The sequence below is a fragment of the Paenibacillus tritici genome, assembly GCF_013204885.1.
Taxonomy (GTDB): domain Bacteria; phylum Bacillota; class Bacilli; order Paenibacillales; family Paenibacillaceae; genus Paenibacillus_AQ; species Paenibacillus_AQ tritici.
In genome coordinates, this window is record NZ_JABMKX010000008.1 from 48,820 (window position 1) to 62,608 (window position 13,789).

The following is a 13,789-nucleotide window of genomic DNA, read 5'->3' on the forward strand; positions in this document are numbered from 1 at the left end:
TACATTACACCGCTTCCTGTTTTTTTCGGATATAGACCGATAATATCATAAATACAGTCAGGTAACCGAGCAGCACCACCACCGCCCTCCACTGCGGGGACCCTCCATTCACAATGGCCCAAGCTCCATCCCCGTAATTGTAGGAAGGCAGCCAGCGGCCAATCTTCTGCATGAGTGCAGGCATAATATCCAGGGGCATCCACATCCCTCCAGCCACCGCCAGCCCCATATAGAGCACATTGCTCACCCCGCTTGCCGTATCCACCCGCTTCATCGAGCCAATAATCGTACCCAGTGCCAGAAAAGGCACAGAACCGGCGAGCAGCCACAATCCGCTGAACAGCCATTCAGCCGCGCTGAGCGATACGCCGTTGATCAGATAGCCTGCTGAGAAAATACACAGAATCGAGAACAGATGCATCACGCTCTGACCGAACATTTTGCCGAGAAAATAAACCGAAGACGGCAGCGGGGTAATCCGGATAAACGTATTCCAGCCCTGGGTCTGCTCCTGCACCAGCCGGATGCCGAGGGTCATAATGGACGAGCCCATCACGCTGAAGGCCGCCATCGACATCAGATAATGCGCCTGCCACTGCTTCATATTGTCCGTCCCCGTATTCACCACCCGAGTGAAGATGAAGTAGAACATAATCGGCATGAGCAGCGACCAGAATACATAATAGGGATTGCGGATAATCCGCAGCAGCTCTGCCTTGCACTGGGCCATCATAGGTTTCCTCACACTGCCGCCTCCTCTGGATTCAGGGTCAATTGCTCGAACGCTTCATCCAGCTTCCCCTGGTCGATCCGTACATCCTGCACGGCCAGCCCGTTCACGAAAATAGCCCGCAGTGCCTCATCCGTATTCCCTGTCGTCACATGCAGCCGTCCATCCTTCTCGTAGCAGCCTTCCACGGCTGGCAACTCCAGCAATTGACTGCGCAGCAGCGCCGGGTCACCGGACGCCAGGAAGGACAGCGATTTCTTAACCAGTCTAGCCTTAATCTCGTCCGGGCTTCCGTCCGCCGCCAGCACTCCCCGGTTGAACAGCAGAATCCGGTCCGCGATATCCTCCGCCTCCTGAAGATAATGGGTGCTGAACAGAATCGTCTTGCCCTGATCGGCCAGTCCCCGCACCCTCTCCCAGAAATGCCGCCGCGCTGTCGTATCCAACCCCACCGTCGGCTCGTCAAAAAACAGGAGATCCGGGTTGCCCGCCAGCGCCAGCGCGAAGCTGAGACTGCGCTTTTGCCCGCCGGAGAGCTTCTCCGCATAGCGGTTCAGATCCGCCGCCCCCAGCCCCGTCGCCTGAAGCAGCACCTCCATCTCCATGGGCTGCGGATAATAGCTGCGGATCAGGGCCAGAATCTCCCGGACCTTCAGCCGGTCCATGACGCTGACCTCCTGGAGCATGGCTCCGGTCCGCTGCTTCACCTTGACGTCGGTCGGCGGAAGACCGAAGACCTTCACGCTTCCCTCCGAGGGCTCAAGCAACCCCAGCAGCATTGCCAAGGTGGTAGTTTTGCCTGCTCCGTTAGGGCCAAGCACCGCTGTGATCGAGCCGCGGCTAATGCTGAAGCTCACCTGCTTCACTGCTTGCTTCTCCTGGAAGCTGCGGCTGACATTCTTCATTTCAATGACATGTTCCATCGTGTATCCCTCCGTGTCCTTCTGCCCTCTTGGCTATATGGCTATAGTACCGGAGACCGGAGAGGAACATCAGTATGGACTGTCATTGATTCAAAGTGACAACTGTCACCCGGCAACAAGTGGAAACGGCTTTGCCGTTCTTTTAAAGGACGGCATTCGTTTCAGCGAGAAATAGAAGGCTAATGTATCATGTGAAACATATAAATTCTTATAATTAAACAAGGCGCTCCTGTCCACGATTCCGTTATCGTAGCAGGAGCGCCTCCGTGTGCATATTACTCAAACCTCAACCGCTGAATTGCCTGATCCAGCGTATCCTGCAGTGTCTGTCCCCCGGGAGGTGCACTTACCCAATGGAAGACCGCTGCGCGTATCGCTGCCATGAGCAGCGAGGCCAACAAGGTCGGGTAAAGATCAAGCTTCAAATCCTTATGTGTACGTTCCGCGATCACCTTGGCGAGCTCCTGCTCAATCTCGATCTCCACCTTGCGCGTCGCACCGAATAATGCCGGATCATCGCGGAGGAGGACGATGCGTGCATACCACTGCCGGTCTGTAGTCTCAGCGAATCCATCAATCACAGCGGCGCGGATCGAGTCCTGAAGCGGTTCACCTGAAGGACGGCCGGCAAGGGCAGCCGCTATCCGCTCGGAACGTTGATACGCATTGCCAACCATTGCGGCCTCTTTGGAGGCAAAATAATTATTGAATGTCCGCATGGAGACATTGGCGGCTGCGGCAATATCCTCCACCCGGACCTGACTGGCCCCTCTCTCCATGGCTAGACTACATGCTACATCGCTTAGCGTCCGCCTGGTTTCTTCTTTCTTGCGTTCTCTCAAGCCCGGTTTCTCAGTCATCATGGCACTCTATTGCTCCAATCCTTATATGTAGTCAAAGATCTGCGGTGCTGAAAGGACAGCACCACAGATCCGATATCATCCTGCGGAATCGTTTACTGCGCCGTCTGTAGCTGTATGTTATAATCCAAAACCTCGTCCAGCCAGTCAAACATCACCTGGTAGCTGAGCGGCAAATTGTTCAGCTGGCAATGCAGGTCGGCACCATCCTCTTCCGTCCCCTTGAAGATCGCGTTCTTCTTGTTCGGAGCCTTCTCGTAAGTGTCTCTCGCCTGCCGCTGCATCTCAGGATGCTCCGCTTCAGAATACATGGAGAGCAGGGGACATTTGACGTCCTTCGGGTCCACTTCGATGGCTTCCCTGGCTACATGATACCACTCGGCAATACTGTCGAAGCCGTGCGACCAAGCCGATCCGGCGAACAGGACCTGGCCGGTGTATGGCATTTTCTTAGTATGCTCCGCTGCTTCTTCTGCACTGCCCCGGAGAAACGAAGGCATGCCGCGTTCAATGAAGGACGCCATGGAGTACACCGGTGAGTTGGGCACTGCCGCTGCGAAGCGGTCGTCACAGCTGGCATGCACCATCGTCTTGGCCCCGCCATAGCTCATGCCGCTGACCACCAGCCGCTCAGGGTCCACATCCGGACGGGCCAGAACAAAATCCGTGGTGGCTCTGTAGACATTATGCAGCTCCTCGCGCGGGAAGTTCCGGGCTGTCGCCTCCGGCTCATAGAATCTGACACATACATCATAAGGAAGGTCTACGATCAGCGCGTTATATCCCCGGTCAATAGCCGCTTGCCCTCCGAGAAAATAGGTATCTTCCTTGTGCGTTTCCCCGCCGTTATGGAAAATAATCGTTGGCTTAGGCGCATTACCGTGTTCCGCCTTCAGGAAGCAGCCCGGGAACTTGTACCCCTTGTATTCCACCTCGACCCACTCATGGGGAATCTGCTCAGACTTCGCATCAAGCGCCTTGCGGAAGCATTCCACACTTTTGCCGTGATACCGCGCGAAATCAGGTTCATCCGGGAAAGCCCCGTAGAAGGCTGCCCTGTAGTATGAGTGGGCACGGATGAAGGCCTCGCTCGCGCTGATTAGATGGCCCTTCTTCAGACTTCGTTCTGCGGTTGCCTCCACCTTGACCGCTTCCTGCTCGAATTCATTCTTCCAGCTGGTGATAGAGTTCGGGTCGATCTGCCGCGCCAGCTTGAATAATTCCCCCTGTGCCACGCCGCCGCAGTGTGCGAACGACAGCAGCCACTGGAACGTGAAGTCAATATCATCGCGTTCGAAGAATACCTTGTGCGTCAAACGTGCAGCCACCTTTGTCTCTTGCCCATCTACCTGTACCATACCATTCTCCTCCTTCTCCAATCTATCATTTCAAGATCATCCACAGCAGAAACAGCCGCGGAGCGGAAGAGGGAATTAGGCTACGGCGCGATTCCGGGCCCGGGTGTTGGCGTCCAGCGAAATCCAACCTCTGACCAGATTTTAGCACGATCTAAAATTTTGCGCAACACGTAAAATTTCTCGTTAAGCAATATTTTTTCACGTACATTTGGCCCACTCGCCCGCACCAGACCGAATGTATTCGGTTTTCCGCATACATTCGGCCCACTCGCCCGCTCCAGACCGATTGTATTCGGTTTTCCGCATACATTCGGTCCACTCGCCCGCTCCAATCCGATTGTGTTCGGTTTTCCGCATACATTTGGTCCACGCGCCCGCTCCAGACCGATTGTGTTCGGTTTTCCGCATACATTTGGTCCACTCGCCTCCAATCAAAAAAGGCCTCTCCCACAGACTCCGGAGAAGGCCTTACTTATTCCCTACCTCTGCATGAATCCCTTGCTAAGCAGGAATTCCTTCATGTGCATCCGCGAGGGCTGGGCCTGGCGTTTGGCCATCATCTCAGACCAGGAGATCTCGCTCTGTCCGCCGGTCCGCTGGCGCATATAGTCTCTGGAGATACCGTCATACACCTTGGCCTGATCTACCGCCGCTGCCGCCTGATAGCCGTTATGATGCAGCACCGCCGCCTGCGGCAGGCGCGGACGGATGCCGTTCACAGCAGCCGGATAACCGAGGCACATGCCGAATACAGGGTAGACCAGCTCAGGGAGGTTCAGCAGCTCCGATACATCAGCGATCTCGTTGCGGATTCCGCCAATATATACGATGCCAAGACCCAGCGATTCAGCGGCGACGGCTGCATTCTGTGCGGCGAGCGCTACATCGACTGTAGCTACGATCAGGTTCTCTGTCGTGTCCTCATAGGATGGGGTTCCTTGCAAATGAGGGGCCGCTGCTTCCCGCAGACGGTATAGATCGGCACACCAGACCAGGAACACCGGACACTGCTCAATATAAGCCTGATTGCCGGACAGCTTGGACAACTGCGCCTTCAGGTCCGGCTCCGTCACGGCAATCACTGTGTAGGCCTGGACAGTGCTGGAGGTTGAAGCCATCTGGCCCGCTCCGATAATGGCCGCCAGCAGCTCCTCATTGACTGGCTTGTCCTGATACTGACGGACAGAGGTATGACGGTTCAATAGTTCAAGGGTTTCATTTACAGGTTTCACAATCCATCGCCTCTCTTCACTCGTGTATAGACATATTATGATCTCATCCGAAGGTTCAGACAACAGGAGGCATTTGCTACTGCTCTACCACCCGCTCCCGCGCTCCACCTCCTGGATAACGGCCTGGATTCCCTCATCAATCTGATCCATTCCGGCGCGGGAAATACTGATGCGTATGAATTTCTCCCGGGACTTCCAGGCGGGCAGATAAAAGCTGTTGCCGGACACCACACTGATCTTCCGCCCGCCCAGCCGCTTGACCAGACGTTCCAGATTCACGGTTACCGGCAGCTTGAACTGGATATAGGTGCCGGAGCTGTCCGCAGAAGGCTCTACTAAGCCTTTCGTATTATGCCGCCCGAGCGCCTCATATACCGCCCGGATTCTTTTGGCGTACATGGCCTTTATCTTGTGCCGGTGATGCCCGTACATGCCATTCTTGATGTATACCTCAAGCGCAGCCTGCGAGAGCAGCGAGGTATCCGTGTATCCCTTATAAGAGCGGAAGGTCTCCAGCAGCGGCTCCGGCACCACAACCGCACCCAGCCGGAGGCCCGGGAAGATGATATTGGAGAAGCTTTTCAGATAGATGACATGTGAGGTCTGATCATACGCATAGATAGGGTCATAACGCCGGCCGATCCCCAGATCCGCCATGTAATCATCTTCCGCAATATAGACATCGTATCTGGCCGCCAGTCCGGCAATGGCTCTGCGCTGCTCTGTGTTGTAGGAGGTCCCGAGCGGATTATGATACCTGGGCATAGTGTAAAAGAATTTGAATCTCCCGCTGGCGAACCGCTCCTCCAGCTCCTCCAGGTTAATCCCCGCCGCCGACCGTGCGATTCCGCTGACAGACAGTCCCTCCGCCTCCAGATACCGCTGATAAATGTCATAACCCGGCTGTTCCACTAGAATCTCTGTCCTGCCGCTTGGGAACGGCATCCTGGCCAGAATCTCCAGCGCCTGCTGAATCCCCGAGGTAATCAGAATCCGCTCCTGCCCCGTAAACACCTGATACTCCGCCAAATGAGACACCAGGGTGCGGCGCAGCGTATCCAGCCCTAGAGAATCACCATAGGTGAACAGGTTGTATTTGTACTGGTCAATCGCTTTGTTCAGGCAATGCTGAAAATCCAGATAAGGAAATACGTTCAGGTCCGGTGAAGCCGAAGCGAAGTCGATCTTCCCGCCGCTCGCGGCAGCCCCCGGGTCTTCCGCCTTCTCCACCATATAATAGCCGCTCTGCGGAATAGAATAGATCGTATGTGTTCTCTCCAGCTCCCCGTAAGCCCGCAAAATAGTGCTGACACTGCAGCCGTACAATTCCGCCGCACTCCGCACAGATGGCAGCTTATCCCCTGGGCGGTATTGCCCTTCCTTCATCCGCTTCTCCATTTCGGTGATTACCCAGTGATACCTGTTCATCGCCTGCCTCCGTTCGCTGTCACTGTCACTTACACTTTCCCTGTGATTTCCGTATCCTGTTGTTCATGTTACCTTATTATTCTTCCCTCATGATACTGGAATAAGCAATTTGTACCGGTACAGTCGCAGAAAGCTGGTATTGTTGGACCGGTCATTTCCCTTTAATTTTAAAGTAACACTTAACCCAAAGGAGATGCACCCATGCAGCAGCAAGGACTTAAGCTGGCCTACAGCTTCGCCGTACTTAATGCGTTCATTATCGGCTTCTCATTCCTGTTCACCAAGGTGGCTCTGGTTCATGCCGGACCGCTGGATACTCTAACTTACCGTTTCGCCGCCTCCTTTGTCGTCATGTCGGTTCCCGTCGCCTTCGGCTGGGTCAAAATCTCCTACCGGGGCAAGCCGATCGGCCGGGCACTGCTGCTGGCAGCCATGTACCCGCTGGGCTTTTTCACCCTCCAGGTATTTGGACTTCAGCGTGCAACCTCAGCCGAGGGTGGAATTCTCTATTCGTTTACTCCGGTGGTGACGATGATTATCGCCTCTATATTCCTGAAGGAGAAGACAACTCTGCTGCAAAAGCTATGTATTTTCCTGTCGGTATTTGGCGTTGTATTTATCTTCGTCATGAAAGGGAGCCGCATTGAGCTGTCCAATATGACCGGGATTGTGCTGTTGTTCCTGACCTGTCTGGCTTTCGCTGGCTACAGCGTGCTGGCCCGGTCACTCTCCAGCCACTTCAGTCCCGCTGAGCTTAGCTACCTGATGATGGGAATCGGCTTCGCCACCTTCCTGATCCTGTCGCTCACCGGGCATACCGCCAGCGGCACCCTCGGGGATTTTCTGAGCCCGCTGAAGAGCGGAGCCTTTATCCTGTCGGCTGTCTATCTGGGCGTTATCGCCTCCCTGGTCACCACGCTGACCTCCACCTATATTTTATCCAAAATCGAAGCCTCGCTCATGAGCGTATTCACCAACCTCTCCACCATCGTATCCATGGTGGCCGGCGCGCTTTTCCTGGAGGAAAAGATTACGGTCTATCACTGGATCGGATCATTCCTGATCATCGCCGGGGTAGTCGGTACGAATTGGCTGGGGCGGTATAAGGGAGGAACCAAGGGGCGGAACCAGCAGGGTACAAGGCTGACATAAGGAGGGAAATCACCCAAACAGGTGAACCAGGCTGGAGTCTAGGCCAACTGTTAGGCTTAGGCGGCTGCCTACGGGGGAGCGCCTGAAGAAATCAGGAACACTAACTATTCATGCTCCTCAGTCCCTCCTTCGGCCAACATCTGGAGCATTCAAGTGCACTTTGCTCTTCATTTTTCGTATCGCCAGCTTTTGGTGAGATTCAGAGGGATTTATCCCTCTCATTCCATCACATCGCCTGCTTCCGGCAGATTCAATGGGATTTATCCCTCTCTTTCCATCGCATCGCCTGCTTCCGGCGGATTCAAGGGGATTTATCCCTCTCATTTCATCACATCGCCTGCTTCCGGCGGATTCAATGGGATTTATCCCTCTCATTCCATCGCATCGCCTGCTTCCGGCAGATTCAAGGGGATTTATCCCTCTCATTCCATCACATCGCCTGCTTCCGGCCGATTCAGAGGGATTTATCCCTCTCATTCCATCACATCGCCTGCTTCCGGCGGATTCAGAGGGATTTATCCCTCTCATTTCATCACATCGCCTGCTTCCGGCGGAATCAAAGAGATTTATCCCCCTCATTCCATCACATCGCCTGCTTCCGGCGGATTCAATGGGATTTATCCCTTAGATCCCGTATAGTTGGCTACTGGGGTGGATCTCCTTTTGCCTAATTGACTATTCCTAACATCTTAATTTTTAAATTTTCTACTTTTCATTTTCTTTCATACTTTCTCACTTTCTCACCTTCTCCTCTCCCCTCTTCCCTCTCCCTACTTTCCTCCAGTCTTTCTTATTCCCTCAAATAACTCAAAGAACCGCCGGCAATTACGCCCGGCGATTCTTTAGTTTGCCCGTCTTCCGTCCGGAAACACCCCGGCCCCGGCAGGTCTTATGATTCTTACAGCTTAACGCGCTGCAACCGCAGCGCATTCAGCACCACAGATACGGAGCTGAAGGCCATCGCGGCTCCGGCCAGCCAAGGGGCCAGGAAGCCCAGCGCAGCAATGGGGATTCCAATGGTATTGTAAGCAAGCGCCCAGAACAGATTCTGCTTGATGTTGCGCATGGTTTTGCGGCTCATCAGAATGGCATCAGGGATACTCATCAGGTCGCCGCGCATCAGCGTAATATCCGCCGCCTCCATCGCCACATCCGTACCCGTGCCGATAGCCATCCCCGTATCTGCTGTCGCCAGTGCCGGTGCATCGTTGATGCCGTCGCCGACCATGGCGACCTTGACTCCGCCTTCCTGCAGTCTGCGGATCTCGGCTGCCTTGCCCTCCGGCAGCACCTCTGCCAGCACCGTGCGGATGCCCGCCTGTTCCGCAATAGCCTGAGCCGTAATTTTGTTGTCTCCGGTAATCATTATGACTTCGATGCCCATGTCCTGCAATCTGGCTACGGCTGCGCGCGAGGTTTCCTTGATCGTGTCCGCCACTGCCACTACTCCCGCTACCGCATCCTCCACAGAGATCAGCATCGCTGTTTTGCCCTCATGCTCAAGCCGGGTCATGATCCCGGTCCAGGCTTCAATATCCAGCCCGTTCTCTATCATCATCCGCCGCGTGCCTACGCTTACCTTCCGGCCGTCTACGACAGCCGACACGCCGCGGCCCGGCACAGCCTCGAACTGCTCGGCAGGCGGAAGATCAATGCCTCTGCCCTGTGCACCCGCCACAATGGCATCTGCCAGCGGATGCTCCGAGAGCTTCTCCGCAGCCGCTGTAATCGACAGCAGACGGTTCTCAGCAAGCACTCTGCCCTGTGTCTCATTTCCTGCAGTCGCTATAATATCGGTCAGCACCGGCTTACCGTTGGTCACCGTTCCCGTCTTATCCACTACAACTACCTTGACGCCCTGTGCAGCCTCCAGATGATGTCCACCCTTGAACAGGATACCGAACTCAGCGGCCCGGCCGGACCCGGCCATAATAGAGGTCGGGGTTGCCAGCCCAAGTGCACACGGACAGGCAATAACTAGCACTGCGATAGCTTTCTCCAGGGCCTCGGCGAACTGTCCGGGTGCCGCCCAGAGATACCAGATCACGAAGGTTACAGCGGCAATGCCGACAACAATCGGCACGAAGATGCCGGAGATGACATCGGCGACCCGCTGAATCGGCGCCTTGGAGCCCTGGGCTTCTTCCACTACTCTAATGATCTGTGCCAGTGCCGTATCACGGCCGACCTTGCGGGCTTTGACCCGCAGCATGCCGTTCTTGTTCAGCGTCGCTCCGATCACGGAGTCACCCGGCTTCTTCTCCACCGGGATGCTCTCACCGGTGAGCATGGATTCATCGACTGAGGACAGTCCCTCTACCACTTCACCGTCTACAGGAACCTTCGTGCCGGGCTTCACCAGCACGATGTCTCCGATGACTACATCCTCTACGGGGATGTTCAGCTCCGCACCGTCACGCAGCACCAGCGCAGTCTTGGCCTGAAGCCCCATCAGGCTGCGGATTGCATCCGATGAACGCCCTTTGGCCAGCGCCTCGAACCACTTGCCTACGAGGATCAATGTAATCAGAACCGCGCTGGTCTCGAAGTACAGCTCCACCGTATGGTGCATACCACTCATGCTCAAGGAATCCACCGTCAGGTACAGACTGTAGAAATAAGCGGCTGAGGTGCCTAGTACCACCAGCACATCCATATTGGCGCTGCCGTTCTTAAGTGCCTTATAAGCGCCGACATAGAACTGCCAGCCGATTATGAACTGTACCGGGGTCGCCAGCACCAGCTGGAACCAGGGGTTCATGAATAGCTCCGGCGTCCAGATCCAGGTAGTGAAGGAGAAATGGCCAGCCATAGCCCAGAGCAGCGGCAAAGACAGCAGGGCGGAGATCATCCAATTATTGCGCTTGCGCGTAATCTCCTCTCTGCGTTGTCCGGCGATATCCTTGCGGTCCTGCTTGAGGGCCGCCTTGTAACCGATGCTGCTCACCTTATCCATAATCTCGGCAGTACTGATATTACCCGGCGAGTACTCCACATGTGCGGTCTCCAGCGCCAGGTTCACATTGACAGCGGCAATCCCCGGCATCCGTCCCAGCACCTTTTCAATCCGTGACGAGCAAGCCGCACAGGTCATTCCGGTAATATCGAAATCCGCCGACTCCTTCAGCGTATCGTAGCCAAGAGAACGGATCTTCTCTTCAATCTGCGGCATATCCGCAACCGCCGGATCATACCCGACCGTAGCCTGCTCCAGCGCCAGATTAACATTCGCCCGGGATACCCCCTCCATACGGGACAATCCCTTCTCTATCCGCGTCGCACAAGCAGAGCAGGTCATTCCTGTAATCTGCAGCGTGGCCTGCTTCTGGGCAGAATCTGCACTCTTTTCCATCTCACGCACCTCCTAATACCCCTAAGGGGTATGTTTATCTTTAAAATAAAAGGCATTGGCGCCAGTCCCCCTTCTCCAGGATTCCCGGCACCAAGCCCTTGCATTACAGCTAGCTTAGCTAAGTTTAGCCGTGCTTACACTACATCGTAGCCCTGATCTTCGATCGCGGCCTTGATGGTATCCAGGCTTACTGTATTCTCGTCAAATTCAACTGCTACCGTCTTCGCCGGCAGATCTACCTTCGCAGCTGCACCCACGCCACTCACAGCCTTCTCCACAGAACTTACACAATGACCGCAAGACATTCCTTCAACCTTCAATGTTACATTCGACATTTGATTACCCTCCTAATTGTTGTTGGTATACGCTTAATTGGTGTTCCTATTCGACAGCTATATAGATTGATACGCGAGGAAGGGATGGCTGTGCTTGATTGTAATTTGTACAACAGATGCCGGATAAATCAGCACGGATTCTATTGCACTAAGTACAATCAGACTCATGTTTGTTTGTTTCTTTGTTTCTTCCTTCTTCCTACCTCACTACGCCTGGAGAACTTGAACTATTCAATATTTTCAGAGTTCCATATCTCCAGGCCCCACCTTTATTTCATCAGCTTATTCACTGTAACCAGCAGCTCGTCGATCACCTCATGCTCACCGGCCTCGATCCGTTCAATAATACAGCTCTTCATATGGCCTTCAAGCAGCAGCCTGCCGACACTATTCAGAGCCGCCTGCACCGCCGCAAGCTGATTCAGCACATCATCGCAGTAGGTGTCGCGTTCAATCATACCTTTAACCCCGCGGATCTGCCCTTCAATCCGGTTCAGCCGGGTAGTCAATCCATTCTTGAATTCCGGGGAATGATGGCTCTTGCGCACACCGGAAGCGGAAGAATGACAATCATCACCGCCGCAATCATGTCCAGCAGGTTCCTTCTCTTTTGTCGACACAGGAATCAGCCTCCTCTACACCAATATAATATACCCCCCATGGGTATGTCAAGACATCATTGCATACTCCTCTATATTTCCCATCCATCACCCGGTCCACTCCATAGAGAAGGAATAAAGGACTGGCCGATAAGGAATACCAAGTAGAAGAGGTGTTGCCTCTATGATGTTAAGTACGAATCAATCCCTGCAAAAAAATGATTGCCACCCTATTCAAATTTGAATATAATAAGGACTCATCATGAATTCTAAATATAAAGGAGCTACAACATGCACACCAAAGAAAGCAACCTCAAGCTCGTCATCGCCGGACTCCTGCTCGGCATCCTGATGTCTGCGATGGACAATACCATTGTAGCCTCGGCCATGGGTACGATTGTCTCCGATCTGGGGGGACTGGACAAAATCGTCTGGGTTACCTCTGCGTATATGGTCATGGTTATGGCCGGTACCCCAATCTTCGGCAAATTGTCCGATATGTACGGGCGCAAGCGGTTTTTCATCTTCGGGCTTATCGTGTTCCTGATCGGCTCCGCCCTGTGCGGGACAGCGGCCAGTATTACCCAACTCAGTATTTACCGGGCGATTCAAGGGATTGGCGGCGGTGCCCTGATGCCGATTGCCTTCACGATTGTATTCGATATCTTCCCGCCTGAGAAAAGAGGCAAGCTCACCGGACTATTCGGTGCAGTCTTCGGAATTTCCAGCGTGATCGGTCCTCTGCTTGGCGCCTATATCACTGAATATGTGAGCTGGCACTGGATTTTCTATATCAACCTGCCGATCGGTATTGTCTCGTTCGTGTTCATTATGTCTTCCTACAAGGAATCCATCTCTCATTCCAAGCAGCGCATTGACTGGGGCGGTGCCTTCACTCTGGTGGCAGGGATTATCTGCCTGATGTTTGCCCTGGAGCTTGGCGGCAACCAGTATGCCTGGGATTCAGCGGCCATTCTCGGATTATTTGCCGCCTTCGCCGTCCTCCTGCTTGCCTTCATCTTCATCGAGCAGCGTGCAGCTGAGCCGGTCATCTCGTTCGACATGTTCCGCCAGCGCCTGTTCGCGACCAGCAGTATACTCGGATTATTCTACGGCTCTGCGTTTATCGTAGCGACGGTGTATATTCCAATATACGTCCAGGGGGTATACGGCGGCTCCGCCACTAACTCCGGTCTGATCCTGATGCCGATGATGATCGGTACAGTCATCGGCAGCCAGTCCGGCGGCCTGCTGACCACGAAGACGAGCTTCCGCAATATTATGCTGCTGTCGGCAGTCTGCTTCGTGGCCGGAATCTACTCGCTCAGCACACTGACACCTGAGACTTCCCGTTTATCGCTTAATGCATTCATGGCCCTGACCGGCTTCGGAGTCGGCTTCTCCTTCTCCGTACTCAGCTTGTCTTCCATTCACCATTTCGATATGCGCCAGCGCGGTTCGGCCACCTCAACCAGCACCTTCATGCGCTCACTCGGGATGACGCTGGGAATTACGATCTTCGGCATTATCCAGCGCAACAGCTTCACCTCGGAGCTTAGCACGGCCTTCGGAGACGGCGCTCAGGCCTCTTCCTTCGGCGATCCGCGTTCCGCGCTGACTCCCGAAGCGAGAGCGCAGATTCCGCCGCCCATACTGGAGAAAATCACGAATTCATTATCTTCTTCGATCTCACAAACCTTCATGTGGGCCATCGTTCCTGCCGTGCTTACCGTAGTTTTTGTTCTAATGATGCCTAAGGACCGTCTGATAAGCCCGTCGAAGAAGGCCAACCAGCCGGCTTCCGGGCAGAGGTAACGTCT

Annotated in this window: 11 protein-coding genes; 2 read left to right on the forward strand and 9 right to left on the reverse strand. The window is 54.4% G+C overall.

Annotated elements, in window-relative coordinates; genetic code table 11:
* Positions 1 to 4: 4 nt before the first annotated feature.
* The 6 genes from HQN87_RS15445 to HQN87_RS15470 form a co-directional block, all read right to left on the reverse strand.
* Positions 5 to 733, reverse strand: a complete 729-nt coding sequence (locus HQN87_RS15445; protein ID WP_173135745.1) for an ABC transporter permease — start codon at positions 731 to 733, stop codon at positions 5 to 7.
* Between the two features lie 8 nt (positions 734 to 741).
* Positions 742 to 1,653: an ABC transporter ATP-binding protein gene (locus HQN87_RS15450; RefSeq protein ID WP_173134946.1), complete on the reverse strand. Its 912-nt coding sequence runs from the start codon at positions 1,651 to 1,653 to the stop codon at positions 742 to 744.
* A gap of 275 nt (positions 1,654 to 1,928) precedes the next feature.
* The gene (locus HQN87_RS15455; RefSeq protein ID WP_173134949.1) at positions 1,929 to 2,516 is read right to left on the reverse strand and encodes a TetR/AcrR family transcriptional regulator; all 588 of its coding nucleotides are present in this window, start codon (positions 2,514 to 2,516) and stop codon (positions 1,929 to 1,931) included.
* A gap of 92 nt (positions 2,517 to 2,608) precedes the next feature.
* Complete coding sequence (locus tag HQN87_RS15460; RefSeq protein ID WP_173134952.1) at positions 2,609 to 3,871, reverse strand: alpha/beta hydrolase family protein; 1,263 nt, start codon at positions 3,869 to 3,871, stop codon at positions 2,609 to 2,611.
* A gap of 479 nt (positions 3,872 to 4,350) precedes the next feature.
* Complete coding sequence (nfsA, locus tag HQN87_RS15465; protein ID WP_173134955.1) at positions 4,351 to 5,103, reverse strand: oxygen-insensitive NADPH nitroreductase; 753 nt, start codon at positions 5,101 to 5,103, stop codon at positions 4,351 to 4,353.
* Between the two features lie 84 nt (positions 5,104 to 5,187).
* Complete coding sequence (locus tag HQN87_RS15470) at positions 5,188 to 6,531, reverse strand: aminotransferase-like domain-containing protein (RefSeq protein WP_173134958.1); 1,344 nt, start codon at positions 6,529 to 6,531, stop codon at positions 5,188 to 5,190.
* A 201-nt stretch (positions 6,532 to 6,732) separates the two neighbouring features.
* Here HQN87_RS15470 and HQN87_RS15475 point away from each other — a divergent pair, with 201 nt between their 5' ends.
* Complete coding sequence (locus HQN87_RS15475) at positions 6,733 to 7,683, forward strand: DMT family transporter (RefSeq protein WP_173134962.1); 951 nt, start codon at positions 6,733 to 6,735, stop codon at positions 7,681 to 7,683.
* Positions 7,684 to 8,581: 898 nt separating this feature from the next.
* Here HQN87_RS15475 and HQN87_RS15480 read toward each other — a convergent pair.
* From HQN87_RS15480 to HQN87_RS15490, 3 genes are all read right to left on the reverse strand, one after another.
* Positions 8,582 to 11,035, reverse strand: a complete 2,454-nt coding sequence (locus HQN87_RS15480) for a heavy metal translocating P-type ATPase (RefSeq protein ID WP_173134966.1) — start codon at positions 11,033 to 11,035, stop codon at positions 8,582 to 8,584.
* A 134-nt stretch (positions 11,036 to 11,169) separates the two neighbouring features.
* Positions 11,170 to 11,370, reverse strand: a complete 201-nt coding sequence (locus HQN87_RS15485; protein WP_173134969.1) for a copper ion binding protein — start codon at positions 11,368 to 11,370, stop codon at positions 11,170 to 11,172.
* Positions 11,371 to 11,639: 269 nt separating this feature from the next.
* Positions 11,640 to 11,990, reverse strand: coding sequence for a metal-sensitive transcriptional regulator (locus HQN87_RS15490; protein WP_173134982.1), 351 nt, complete (start codon positions 11,988 to 11,990; stop codon positions 11,640 to 11,642).
* Positions 11,991 to 12,260: 270 nt separating this feature from the next.
* On the opposite strand from HQN87_RS15490, the gene HQN87_RS15495 reads away from it, so the two are divergent.
* Positions 12,261 to 13,784: an MDR family MFS transporter gene (locus HQN87_RS15495; protein WP_173134983.1), complete on the forward strand. Its 1,524-nt coding sequence runs from the start codon at positions 12,261 to 12,263 to the stop codon at positions 13,782 to 13,784.
* Positions 13,785 to 13,789 lie beyond the last annotated feature (5 nt).

Excerpts from the sequence above, each read along its gene's own strand:
- HQN87_RS15455 (WP_173134949.1), bottom strand. The coding sequence starts at position 2,516 with ATGATGACTGAGAAACCGGGCTTGAGAGAACGCAAGAAAGAAGAAACC.
- HQN87_RS15460 (WP_173134952.1), bottom strand. The coding sequence starts at position 3,871 with ATGGTACAGGTAGATGGGCAAGAGACAAAGGTGGCTGCACGTTTGACG.
- HQN87_RS15475 (WP_173134962.1), top strand. The coding sequence starts at position 6,733 with ATGCAGCAGCAAGGACTTAAGCTGGCCTACAGCTTCGCCGTACTTAAT.
- HQN87_RS15445 (WP_173135745.1), bottom strand. The coding sequence starts at position 733 with ATGATGGCCCAGTGCAAGGCAGAGCTGCTGCGGATTATCCGCAATCCC.
- HQN87_RS15480 (WP_173134966.1), bottom strand. The coding sequence starts at position 11,035 with ATGGAAAAGAGTGCAGATTCTGCCCAGAAGCAGGCCACGCTGCAGATT.
- HQN87_RS15495 (WP_173134983.1), top strand. The coding sequence starts at position 12,261 with ATGCACACCAAAGAAAGCAACCTCAAGCTCGTCATCGCCGGACTCCTG.
- HQN87_RS15470 (WP_173134958.1), bottom strand. The coding sequence starts at position 6,531 with ATGAACAGGTATCACTGGGTAATCACCGAAATGGAGAAGCGGATGAAG.
- HQN87_RS15485 (WP_173134969.1), bottom strand. The coding sequence starts at position 11,370 with ATGTCGAATGTAACATTGAAGGTTGAAGGAATGTCTTGCGGTCATTGT.
- HQN87_RS15450 (WP_173134946.1), bottom strand. The coding sequence starts at position 1,653 with ATGGAACATGTCATTGAAATGAAGAATGTCAGCCGCAGCTTCCAGGAG.